Origin of the sequence: Aeromonas salmonicida (assembly GCF_028355655.1) — a bacterium.
Classification (GTDB): domain Bacteria; phylum Pseudomonadota; class Gammaproteobacteria; order Enterobacterales; family Aeromonadaceae; genus Aeromonas; species Aeromonas salmonicida.
Genome location: NZ_CP110645.1, coordinates 4,368,174 through 4,379,161 on the forward strand (window position 1 = coordinate 4,368,174; position 10,988 = coordinate 4,379,161).

At 61.5% G+C, this 10,988-nt stretch carries 10 protein-coding genes and 1 riboswitch; of the genes, 2 read left to right on the forward strand and 8 right to left on the reverse strand.

Annotated features, from left to right (window positions below; genetic code table 11):
- Window position 1: 1 nt before the first annotated feature.
- The 7 genes from thiS to ONZ54_RS20390 form a co-directional block, all read right to left on the reverse strand.
- Complete coding sequence (gene thiS / locus ONZ54_RS20360) at window positions 2-214, reverse strand: sulfur carrier protein ThiS (RefSeq protein WP_125597361.1); 213 nt, start codon at window positions 212-214, stop codon at window positions 2-4.
- Window positions 211-984: a HesA/MoeB/ThiF family protein gene (locus ONZ54_RS20365; protein WP_271787019.1), complete on the reverse strand. Its 774-nt coding sequence runs from the start codon at window positions 982-984 to the stop codon at window positions 211-213. The genes thiS and ONZ54_RS20365 overlap by 4 nt, the downstream gene beginning before the upstream one ends.
- Window positions 974-2,548 (reverse strand): thiamine phosphate synthase, encoded by a 1,575-nt coding sequence (gene thiE, locus ONZ54_RS20370; RefSeq protein ID WP_271787020.1) that lies wholly within the window; start codon window positions 2,546-2,548, stop codon window positions 974-976. The genes ONZ54_RS20365 and thiE overlap by 11 nt, the downstream gene beginning before the upstream one ends.
- Window positions 2,545-4,551: a phosphomethylpyrimidine synthase ThiC gene (gene thiC, locus ONZ54_RS20375; RefSeq protein ID WP_271787021.1), complete on the reverse strand. Its 2,007-nt coding sequence runs from the start codon at window positions 4,549-4,551 to the stop codon at window positions 2,545-2,547. The genes thiE and thiC overlap by 4 nt, the downstream gene beginning before the upstream one ends.
- 262 nt (window positions 4,552-4,813) lie before the next feature.
- Window positions 4,814-4,927, reverse strand: a riboswitch (TPP riboswitch).
- Window positions 4,928-5,032: 105 nt separating this feature from the next.
- The gene (gene aerA, locus ONZ54_RS20380; protein ID WP_271787022.1) at window positions 5,033-6,511 is read right to left on the reverse strand and encodes a beta-barrel pore-forming toxin aerolysin; all 1,479 of its coding nucleotides are present in this window, start codon (window positions 6,509-6,511) and stop codon (window positions 5,033-5,035) included.
- Between the two features lie 301 nt (window positions 6,512-6,812).
- The gene (locus ONZ54_RS20385) at window positions 6,813-7,292 is read right to left on the reverse strand and encodes a hypothetical protein (RefSeq protein ID WP_271787023.1); all 480 of its coding nucleotides are present in this window, start codon (window positions 7,290-7,292) and stop codon (window positions 6,813-6,815) included.
- 86 nt (window positions 7,293-7,378) lie between these two features.
- Window positions 7,379-7,795 carry a hypothetical protein gene (locus ONZ54_RS20390; protein ID WP_059168861.1) on the reverse strand — a complete coding sequence of 139 codons (417 nt, stop codon included), beginning with the start codon at window positions 7,793-7,795 and terminating at the stop codon, window positions 7,379-7,381.
- A 90-nt stretch (window positions 7,796-7,885) separates the two neighbouring features.
- Between ONZ54_RS20390 and ONZ54_RS20395 the strand changes: the two genes are divergently transcribed.
- Together ONZ54_RS20395 and ONZ54_RS20400 are read left to right on the forward strand one after the other, a co-directional pair.
- Window positions 7,886-8,554, forward strand: a complete 669-nt coding sequence (locus ONZ54_RS20395) for a response regulator transcription factor (protein WP_271787024.1) — start codon at window positions 7,886-7,888, stop codon at window positions 8,552-8,554.
- A gap of 41 nt (window positions 8,555-8,595) precedes the next feature.
- Window positions 8,596-9,852, forward strand: a complete 1,257-nt coding sequence (locus ONZ54_RS20400) for a sensor histidine kinase (protein WP_271787025.1) — start codon at window positions 8,596-8,598, stop codon at window positions 9,850-9,852.
- 70 nt (window positions 9,853-9,922) lie between these two features.
- On the opposite strand, the gene rimK is transcribed toward ONZ54_RS20400, so the two are convergent.
- Window positions 9,923-10,819, reverse strand: a complete 897-nt coding sequence (gene rimK / locus ONZ54_RS20405) for a 30S ribosomal protein S6--L-glutamate ligase (protein WP_005316298.1) — start codon at window positions 10,817-10,819, stop codon at window positions 9,923-9,925.
- Between the last annotated feature and the right edge of the window lie 169 nt (window positions 10,820-10,988).

Sequence of the window (10,988 nt, forward strand, 5' to 3'; positions counted from 1 at the left end):
CTCAGCCTCCGGCGATGGCAGTGAAAAGGTGGAGTTCATCCCCGTCATTGAGCCGGGTGTCTGGCCAGCGGCTGCGAGGTAGCACGGCGCCATTGAGGGCCACCGCCACCCCCTGCGGGGCAACCTCGCGAGCCGCCAGCAGCTCGGCCACGCAGATCTGGCTCTCCGGGCTGGTCGTCAGCACCAGCTCGCTGTCGTTCAATCTGATCTTCATTGCGCATCCTCCATGGGATTGGCAAAGGTAGCGGCGCCGCACACGGAACAGGCGGGATCAGGGGACAACCCCAAGGTCTGCCACTCGTGGGTCAGGGCATCGAAACGGCGCAGGGTGCCCGCCACCGGGCTGGGTTTGCCCAGCAGCAGACGCAAGGCTTCCAGCGCCTGCAAGGCGCCCATCACCCCCACCAATGGGCCTGCAACGCCGCTGCTCTGGCAGCTCTCCGTGATGCGGGTATCCAGCGGATAGAGGCAGGCGTAGCAGGCGTGCTCGGGGGCGGTTCGCACCATCAGCTGACCCTGCCAGCCGACGGCGGCGGCCGAGATCCAGGGCTTGTGCTGGGCCACGCAGGCGGCGTTGATGGCGTGGCGGCTGGCCAGGTTGTCGCAGCAGTCGACAACCAGATCCACCTCGGCCACGAAGGCCGGCAGGCTCTGCTCATCGAGCCGCTGATTGATGGCGATCAGCTCCACATGGGGGTTGTGGGCCGCCAGCCGCTCCCGGGCCAGCTCGGCCTTGGAGTGATTGACCGCCTCGGAATCGAACAGGATCTGACGCGGCAGGTTGCTGGAATCCACCACGTCGCCGTCGGCGAGCCACAAGGTACCCACCCCGGCTCCGACCAGATAGAGCGCCAGCGGTGAGCCGAGCCCACCGAGGCCGACGATCAGCACGGATGCCTCTTTCAGCCTCGCCTGCCCCGCCTCGCCGATTTCGCTCAGCATCAGTTGCCTGCCGTAGCGCAGGTATTCCGCATCAGAGAGCATGATCGGCCTCCTGCTGCGTGATGGCCTGATGGATAAGCGCAGAGCAAGGCTCATCCCCCGCCCCCACTGCCGCCAGCAATCGGGCTGTGGCCCCCTGCCAATCGTCACTGGCCGTGATGGCTGACACCAGGGCAATGCTGCCGACCCCGCACGCTTTGATCGCAGCCACGCGATCCTCGCCGATGCCGCCGATGGCGACCGTCGGCCAGTCGCACATGAGTGTCTGGTAGCGTTGCAGTCGCACCAGCCCCTGAGGGCGGGACGGCATCTGCTTGGTGTTGGTTGGGAAGATATGACCCAGCGCCATGTAGGAAGGGGCCAGCTCCCGGGCCCGTATCAGCTCGAAGTAGCCGTGAGTGGAGAGACCGAGGCGCAGGCCGGCGGCCTGGATGGCGGCGAGATCCGCCGTCTCCATGTCCTCCTGCCCCAGATGCACGCCATAGGCACCGGCGGCTATGGCCTGCTGCCAGTAGTCGTTGATAAAGAGCCGCGCACCAAAGCGGCGACCCAGCGCTACCGCCTCGGCAATGACCGGTGCCACCTGGGCAGCGGGCAGGTTCTTGATGCGCAGTTGCAGGGTCTTGACCCCGGCCCCCAGCAGACGCTTGAGCCACTTGACCGAATCCACCACAGGATAGAGGCCCAGATGCTGTTCGGTCGCGGCAAAGGGGCCCCCGGGCAGGCGGGCCTCGCTGGCAGGATAGAGACCAAAGCGGCGATCCAGGCTTGACCCTGCCAGCACGGCGCGGGGGAAGTGGGCAAGATCCGCTGGCCAGCCGAGATGGGCGATGGGGCCAGGGCCGGCACCCACCCCTTGCGCCCCCGCTAGCCCCTGTTGCAAATAGGCACGAGCGAGCGTGATGGCGTCATCGACCGGGTGATCCTGCGCCACCACGGCGGCGATGGCGCTGGCATAACAGCAGCCGGTGCCATGGCCGTGGCGGGTGTCGATACGCGGTGCTCCCAGCCAGAACTCGCGCTGCTCGTCCTGGTAGTAATCGAGGCAGAGCTCGTCGCTCCAGCCCAGATGCCCGCCCTTGACCAGCACGGCGCGGGCGCCCAGTTCGCGCAGTCGCGCCGCCCCCGCCCGCACCAGCTCAGGGCTGCTGGCGGGAATGCCAGTCAGCGCCTCCAGTTCGGGGCCGTTCGGGGTGATGAGGGAGAGGCGCGGCAGCAGATGTTCGCGCACCGCCGCCAGCATGTTGGCTTCGGCCATGGGGGTGCCAGTGCTGGCGATGGCCACCGGGTCGTAGACCACGAAGGGGGCCGTCAGAGTATCGAGCCGCCGGGCCAGCACCTCCACATGGAGCCGGGTCGGCAGCAGGCCTATCTTGATTGCCGCCGGGGGCAAGTCGACGCCGAGAGCGTCGATCTGGGCGGTGAAAGTCTGCATCAGCACGGGATCGACCATCTTCACCGCCACCGAGTTCTGGGCAGTGATGGCGGTGATGACAGAGCAACCGTGCACACCGAGATCGTGCAAGGTATGCAGATCGGCCTGAATGCCGGCACCGCCCCCCGAGTCGGAACCGGCTATGGTCCAGACGATGGGTCGGCTGTTCATGCCTCCTCCCGCGCCGGTTTGAGGGCCGCCGCCTGATGGTAGAGCTCGCTACCTTTCTCTTTGAAGGTTTCTGCCATCTGCGCCATGCCGCTCTCGACCTCGGCCACTACCCGCTCCTGCTGGCCATCCATGCCCACCAGTTTCACCTCGACCGCCTCCAGACTGGCCGCGTAGTCGCGCACGTCCTGGGTGATCTTCATGGAGCAGAACTTGGGGCCACACATGGAGCAGAAGTGCGCCACCTTGCCGGACTCCTGGGGCAGGGTCTCGTCGTGGTAGGCGCGGGCGGTCTCGGGATCCAGCGCCAGATTGAACTGATCCTCCCAACGAAATTCAAAGCGCGCCTTGGACATGGCGTTGTCGCGGATCTGGGCACCGGGGTGACCCTTGGCCAAGTCAGCGGCGTGGGCGGCGATCTTGTAGGTGATGAGACCCTGCTTCACATCCTCCTTGTTCGGCAGCCCCAGGTGCTCCTTGGGGGTGACGTAGCAGAGCATGGCGCAGCCATACCAGCCGATCATGGCGGCCCCTATGCCGGAGGTGAAGTGATCATAACCGGGGGCTATGTCGGTGGTGAGCGGGCCCAGGGTATAGAAAGGCGCCTCGTGACAATGCTCCAACTGCTCCGTCATGTTGCGCTCTATCATGTGCATGGGCACATGGCCCGGCCCCTCTATCATCACCTGGACGTCGTACTCCCAGGCGATCTTGGTGAGCTCGCCCAGGGTGCGCAGCTCGGCGAACTGGGCCTCGTCGTTGGCGTCATAGACAGAGCCGGGACGCAGACCATCCCCAAGCGACAGGGCCACGTCATAGGCGGCGCACAGCTCGCAGATCTCGCGAAAATGCTGGTAGAGGAAGTTCTCCTTGTGGTGCGACAGGCACCACTTGGCCATGATGCTGCCGCCACGGGAGACGATACCGGTGAGGCGCTTGGCGGTCATGGGCACGTAGCGCAGCAGCACGCCGGCATGGATGGTGAAGTAATCCACCCCCTGCTCGGCCTGTTCGAGCAGGGTGTCGCGAAACAGCTCCCAGGTGAGGTCTTCGGCGATGCCGTTGGTTTTTTCCAGCGCCTGATAGATGGGCACTGTGCCGATGGGCACAGGGCTGTTGCGCAGGATCCACTCGCGGGTCTCGTGGATGTTGCGACCGGTGGAGAGATCCATGACGGTGTCGGCGCCCCAGCGGGTGGACCAGACCAGTTTCTCCACCTCCTCTTCAATGCTGGAGCTGACCGCCGAGTTGCCTATGTTGGCGTTGATCTTCACCAGGAAGTTGCGGCCTATGATCATGGGCTCGGTTTCCGGGTGGTTGATGTTGTTGGGAATGATGGCGCGGCCGGCGGCCACCTCATCGCGCACGAACTCGGGGGTGATGTTCTCGGGCAGGCGGGCACCGAAACCCTGACCCGGGTGCTGGCGCAGCAGCAGCTCGGAGCGCACCCGCTCGCGGCCCATGTTCTCGCGGATGGCGATAAATTCCATCTCGGGGGTGACCAGCCCCTGACGGGCATAGTGCAGCTGGGTTACCCGGCAGCCAGGCTTGGCGCGACGGGGCTTGGGCAAGTTATCGAAACGCAGGTGATCCAGCCCCTCATCGGCGAGGCGCTCCTGGGTGAAGGCGGAGCTGAGATCATCAAGCTCTTCGGTGTCACCGCGCTCCCGTACCCAGCTTTCCCGCAGGCGCGGCAGACCGAGACGCACATCGATAACCGCATGCTCATCACCGTAGGCACCCGAGGTGTCGTAGACAGGGACAGGCTCGTTGGCTTCGAACTGCGGGTTATCCTTGCTGCCCCCCACCAGGGTGTCAGCCAGGGCAATTTCACGCAGCCCAACCCGGATATCGGGGCGAGAACCTTCGATAAAGATGCGGCTGGAGTTGGGATGGGCCATCCCCTTGAGATTGTCGATAAAACGCTGGGCACTGGCACGCTGCTCGCGGCGGCCGACGGGGACTGACTTGGCATTTTCCGGCACGGAAGTTTTTGAGGTAGACATAGCAAAACTCACATTAACTGATTGAAGTTATGGGTGTTTGCTTGTCTGGAGTTCGAGGAGAAGTGATGAACCTGTGGGTGAGGTTTGCATTCAAGAGGGAGCAAAACTGAAGCCTTGGCTTCCTCCTGCGCATCTTCTGTACTCCCCCTGATGGACAAGGCGACAGAACAGGATGGCAGGCTCCCTCTTGTGCGCACTGGCTTGCCGGTCGGATCACTCCTCTCGGCGAGCGGGGAAGCTTGTTCCTCCCCGGCGCGGCAACCCACTGGTTACCCTTGTTTCCCTTCGCAGGTGCTAGCCTGATCAGGTTCCACGGATCCCGAATTAACGGTCTCAGCCTTGCGTCGTTCGACGGTTGGCACTCCGACAAGATGGCGCCAGTATAAGTGGGGAAATGGAAAGCACAAGCCTTCAACAAGACCGACCAGTGCAAACAACAACCGGGCCATGGGCCCGGTTCTCTTACTGCAACACACTGCCATTATTGGTTGGCAGCAGGGGTCACGCTGAGGCTGACATTGTTGAAGCCAAGCCCGGAGAGCTCTTGTGCATCGAGCGGGATCTCCAGTCTCAGACCCTGACCGGCACCCAGGTTGCGAGCACGGCTCGAGTGGCTGGCGGCAGCGACCGGCACGGGAGCGCCGATTTCGATGTTGCCGGCAAACTGGCTCTCGGCACTGAAATCACCTGTGATCCCGGCCCGCACCGGGCGCAGCACCCTGGCCAGGTTATTCTGCATGGTAGGCAGACCGTTCTGCTGTATGGTCCAGTTCCAATCCCACCACTTCACTTCACCCGGGATATAACGCTTGTCCCACTGGTAGCGGATACTGCTGGCCTTGTCCTTGTATGGCCCTATGACGAAGGTGTGGTTCCAGTTAGGGCGGTTGTCCGGATGGGTATACCAGGCATTGCCACCCCAGCGCAGGAAACCGCTCAGGGTCAGGTCATAGCTGACATCGGCCTTGAACTCGTAGGGGTAGGAGATGTCGGCTTTGTAGAGCTCTATCTTCACCGGGATCTTGGAGTGGGCCGGCACTGTCGGGCGCACGGACTGGGACAAAGAGGTGGTGGTCGAGCCCCCGTTCTGGGAGGCCCAGGACTGGTTGGCAGCAATCTCGATGGAGAGCTCGGTTTCCCCCACCAGCGGCCACTTGAACTTGTTCTTGGTGGTCACCTTCTCGCTCAGGCCATAGGTGTTGGTCTTTGACCAGTTGGTGGCGGTGTCGTAGCGCAGGGTGACGTCATAACCGGATTGAGGCGTGTCGCTGTCGTTGATAGCCCACCCCACCACCGTCTTGACCAGTTGGCGGTCGGACTGGGTCACATCGCCATGCTTGAAACTGTCAGGATCCAGGTTGTAGGCAAAATTGCTCACCTTGATGGAGGTCTTGTCACCACAGCGATAACCATCGCAGCCACCGTCATTGTTGCCACGGATCACCCAGCCATCGCCATCACGGGTCACATCCATGTCTTCGCCGACATATTGACTGTGATTTCCCCCTACCCAGGCATAGCCGAGATAATGGGCCAGATAACTGGTTGGTTTGATGAAATTCGCACTGTCATGTACCAGCCGCCATTGCACATCTACTTCATCACCATCTGGAATATCCAGGGCAGACAGAGTCGGTATTTCTCCGGTAGCAGGATTGGTCGGATAGCACCAAGTGCTGGACGCTGAACCTGGTTTTATTTCACCATTATACCCCGGCCCCATAATGACCCAGCCGTTGGCGAGTCCGCTTATTTGCCACTGCCCCATCATGCCGACAATATTGCTTTTGACGCTCTGCGCCTCTTCTCGATTGACGGGGCGATACTTGTCGCCACAGACCTCTTGCCCCAATGAAAAAAGGCGAAGCTGGTCTGGATAGACGGGCTCTGCCGCTTGCGCCTGTGCCATCAGCAGGCCGGATATGATTAATGACAAGCCAGTTATTTTTAGTTTTTTCATAGCAACCCCAATATATTAAACACTGACATGCATTCACCCAATTTATATATCAACGGGCAGCATGTGAGTATGACAGTATCAGTCGCATCAATCTCATTATGCGATCAAGCCCACACTTCAATATATAAACAGAATTAATCGACAGATATATTCAGCATTGTTTTATATTGAGCAATACAATATCAGAGCATGCGCTCTATTATTTTATTCGTCACTTAATCATATTTAAGAATATCTTAAAAAAGAGAACTCTAATTTAGCAATTTAAATATTTCCCAATTAAATGAGCAAGGCCTCGGCATTATTTCGGCTCATCCTCCGGATTCGGGATCAGTATCTCGGTCACGCGGCCCGTCTCGTCACGGGTCAGCACCAGGGTACGCCCCGGTTGCAGATCGGCGGGGCTGCCGTTGAGCCAGCGGGTACCGGCATCAAATGTCATTGTGCCCAGCCCCTGCAATTGCAGCGCATGACCCGTCACGGCGAGCAAGGTGCCCTCCGCCCGGCGCCACTGGGCAGCCGGTTCTGACTCAGGCGCGTGTTCATGAAGGCGAATATGTTCGGCGACGCCGTTGCGACTCAGGATGGCGAGCTTCATGCCGGGTTTGAGGTCGGAAAACTGACGCACACCGACCAGTGCGGCGCTGCCAAGCTCCAGCTCGGCCCCTTGAAATTGCAGCCGAATGCCATCGTTGTGTTCCAGCTCCACCTGCCAGAGCTCGCCATCGACGGCAAGGGTGCAGAACGGCAGAGCAAGCAGCAGGAGGGAGGTGCGTGTCATAACAGAAGGCCCATGGTCAAACCCTGATGAGGTTTAACTATGGGCCTGGGCGGGCAATTTTTCCGGTCGCCAGATGCGCCTGCTGCTCAATCATCCTGGCGGCAACGGCTCAACCGCATGCCGTCGAACTTGCACTCCAGCTCCAGCCAGCGCCCTTCGAAGGGAGCCAGGCTGTTATCCGAGGTGACATAGCCCCAGATCCGTCCTTGCGCCACCGGTCCCTCCAGCTCCATCTCGTCCTCTTCGTCCAGCGCCTCCACCTCGCGGATCACCCTCACCCCTTCCTCAACCACCCCTTCCAGATCGACCCAGCGGCCACCGAGATCGTCCTCGCTCAGCCCATCCTTGAAGCGGGTCCCTTCGTCGAGCACGAAGGGGATGCCGTTGACCATCAGTTGGCCCAGTTGCCAGGTGGTGCGGCCGGTCAACTTGAACTCGGCCGACTGCGCAGTGCCAAGTGGCAACAATATAAACAGCAGCAGAGCGCACAGAGACTTCTTCATCAGGGATCCTCGGGGTTACACTGCCACACAGGATGCCTCGTCCAGTGTGAGATGACCGTGAAATATCGGTCAAAACCAGGAGATCAAAACATGAAAATACTGGTGGTGGAAGACAATCCCCAGGTAGCGGAAACCATCATGGATTACCTGGAGCTGGCCGGGCACAGGCTGGACTGCGCCTATCACGGTCAGGCAGCCCTGCAACTGCTTGCGCAGCAGCGCTTCGACGTCATCATTATGGATGTCATGATGCCGCGTCTGGATGGCCTCTCCACGGTTGAGCGACTGCGGGCCGATGGCATAGCAACCCCTGTGCTGTTTCTCACCGCCCGCGACAGTCTGGATGACAAACTGGCGGGCTTTCGGGCCGGTGGCGATGACTATCTGGTCAAGCCGTTCGCCATGGAGGAGCTGGAAGTGCGGCTGCAGGCGCTGGCCCTGCGTGGCCCCCGCAGCGACATGGGGGCCCTCAGCGTGGGCGAGCTGACGCTGGATCCCGCCAGTGGCCGCGCCACCCGCGCCGGGGTCGAGCTCAAGCTCGGCAAGATTCCGTTCCAGATCCTCACCCTGCTGGTGCGCCGCGCCCCCCATCTGGTGAGCCGGCAAGAAGTGCTGGAGACAGTCTGGGGGGACGAGGAGCCTGACTCCGACGCCCTGCGCAGCCACATCTATGCCCTGCGCAACGCCCTCGACAAACCCTTCCCTACCCCCATGCTGGAAACCCTCCACGGTCAGGGCTATCGACTGGTGATATCATGACCACACCCGGAGGCCATGACAGACCAGAGACGGGTGACCCCATGACCAAACCCGGAGGCCTTGACCAGGCACAGCCGGATACCCAGGTCAGCCTGCCCAGTTTGCGCCATCGCCTGATCCTGACCCTGAGCGGGGCGGGCATGCTGCTGCTGATCATCATCAGCCTGTTGATGGTGGTGGCCGAAGACAAGATGGAAGAGTTGAGCCTGCGTCACTGGCTGGAAGCCGAGGTCACCCGCTACAACGATGACTGGCTGCAGCTCGGCATGGCGGCCCCCGCCCCCAGTCCGCGCCAGTTCTCCAGTTACTGGACCGAAGCGGGCCGACTGCCAGCCTGGCTCAAGCCCTATCAGAGCCCGGGCTTCTTCGAGCACCAGCTTGGCGAGGAGGACAAGCACTTCCTGGTGCGGCCCCATCCCTCCGGCCAGGGGCTGCTCTATCTGGTGTTCAACGACGACGCCGACGACTATCTGGATCCTTACGAAGACCAGCTGCATCTGGCTACCCGGCTCATAGGCTTGACCCTGCTGATAGCGTGCATCGGTTTCGGCATCTGGTTGGTGCGTCACATCACGGGGCCACTGCAGCGGTTACAGCAAAGGGTCGCCCACCTCACCCCGGATCAGGCAGATTTCGTGCCCGATGCCCCCTGGCAGGAGTTGCGGGAGATCGAGCTGGCACTGCTGACCGGCAAGCACGAGGTGGCCGCCGTGTTCGCCCGCGAGCAGGAGTTCAGCCGTTTTGCCAGCCATGAGCTGCGCACCCCCAACATGGTGATCCAGGGGTCGGCAGCGCTGCTCGGCAAGGTAACGGACTTGCCTGCCCCCGCCGCCCGTGCCACCACCCGCATTCGCGCCGCTGCAGACGAAATGGCACTGCTCACAGAGACCTTCCTGCTGCTGGGTCGCAAGGAGGCGGTGGAGCGTTCGTTGCAACGGGTAGAACCACTGATCCGGCAGGAGCTGGTACGCCTCGCCCCGCTGTTGCAGCGAGAGACGCTCGATATCAGGCTCACCCTGGACGAGGCAAGCGAGGTCAATGCCCCCCTCTCCTTGCTCGCCATTGCCCTCGGCAACCTGCTGAAAAATGCCTTGAGCTATGCCGAGGGGCATATCGAGATCGAGCTGTGCGGGCCCGTGCTTACCATCAGCAACCCGACTGCGGCCGCGCCGGATCAGATCCTCGGCTACGGCTGCGGCCTCACCATCATACAGCGCATCTGCGAGAAGCTCGGCTGGCAGATAGACACCCGGCTGGAGGCAGGCATCTTCAGCGCCAGGCTGGAAATGCGGAAATAACCGACTCGCAAACAACACAAGGCGCCCGAAGGCGCCTTGTGTTTATACCGCTATGCAAGCCGTCAGCGGCTTATTCGGCGGGCTTGTTCTTGCGGCTCGCCTTGAGCTCCAGGAACTCGATGATCTTGCCAGCCACATCCTTGCCGGAGGCGGCTTCCACTCCTTGCAGACCGGGGGAGGAGTTCACCTCCAGCACCAGAGGACCGCGGGCAGAGCGCAGAATATCCACACCGGCCACATCCAGCCCCATGATCTTGGCCGCCTGCACCGCGGTGGCCCGCTCTTCGGGGCTTATCTTGATCGCCTCGGCAGTGCCGCCACGGTGCAGGTTGGAGCGAAACTCCCCCGGCTGGGCCTGACGGCGCATGGCTGCGACTACCTTGCCATTGACCACTAGGCAGCGAATGTCGGCGCCGTTGGCCTCACGGATGTACTCCTGCACCAATATGTTGTTATTGGTCTGGATAAAGGCCTCGATCACGCTCTCGGCCGCCTTGTGGGTCTCGCACAACACAACGCCAATTCCCTGGGTGCCTTCCAGCAGCTTCACTACCAGAGGTGCCCCTCCCACCATGGTGATGAGATCCGGCACATCGTGGGTGCTGTGGGCATAGCCGGTGATGGGCAGACCTATGCCGTGGCGCGACAACAACTGCATGGCCCGCAGCTTGTCGCGGGAACGGGAGATGGCCACAGAGCTGTTGAGAGCCATGGTGTTCATCATCTCGAACTGGCGCAGCACGGCGGTGCCGTAAAAGGTGATGCTGGCGCCGATGCGCGGGATCACGGCGTCGTAACTCTCCAGCTCTCGTCCTTCATAATGAATGGAGGGGCTGTGGGAGGCGATATTCATATAGCAGCGCAGGGTGTCTAGCACCTCTACCTGATGACCGCGGGCCTGCGCCACCTCGACCAGACGGCGGGTGGAATAGTTTCTGGGCTCACGGGATAAAATGGCGATCTTCATGACAATTCCGCTAGAAGGCAGTGCCTGGGCAGGATGGGGCGGGAGAGTATAAGGTGCCACAGCGCCAAGACAACGCCAATTGTTTCTCCTGACAACAAGACAAACCATGCAGAACTGCACACTGCAATCCCGTTGTCACCGATATGTCAAACGGCGGCCCTAAGCTGGT

Bases quoted from the DNA above. Each gene is read 5' to 3' on its own strand.
- thiS (WP_125597361.1), bottom strand. From the start codon at position 214: ATGAAGATCAGATTGAACGACAGCGAGCTGGTGCTGACGACCAGCCCG.
- ONZ54_RS20365 (WP_271787019.1), bottom strand. From the start codon at position 984: ATGCTCTCTGATGCGGAATACCTGCGCTACGGCAGGCAACTGATGCTG.
- thiE (WP_271787020.1), bottom strand. From the start codon at position 2,548: ATGAACAGCCGACCCATCGTCTGGACCATAGCCGGTTCCGACTCGGGG.
- thiC (WP_271787021.1), bottom strand. From the start codon at position 4,551: ATGTCTACCTCAAAAACTTCCGTGCCGGAAAATGCCAAGTCAGTCCCC.
- aerA (WP_271787022.1), bottom strand. From the start codon at position 6,511: ATGAAAAAACTAAAAATAACTGGCTTGTCATTAATCATATCCGGCCTG.
- ONZ54_RS20385 (WP_271787023.1), bottom strand. From the start codon at position 7,292: ATGACACGCACCTCCCTCCTGCTGCTTGCTCTGCCGTTCTGCACCCTT.
- ONZ54_RS20390 (WP_059168861.1), bottom strand. From the start codon at position 7,795: ATGAAGAAGTCTCTGTGCGCTCTGCTGCTGTTTATATTGTTGCCACTT.
- ONZ54_RS20395 (WP_271787024.1), top strand. From the start codon at position 7,886: ATGAAAATACTGGTGGTGGAAGACAATCCCCAGGTAGCGGAAACCATC.
- ONZ54_RS20400 (WP_271787025.1), top strand. From the start codon at position 8,596: ATGACCAAACCCGGAGGCCTTGACCAGGCACAGCCGGATACCCAGGTC.
- rimK (WP_005316298.1), bottom strand. From the start codon at position 10,819: ATGAAGATCGCCATTTTATCCCGTGAGCCCAGAAACTATTCCACCCGC.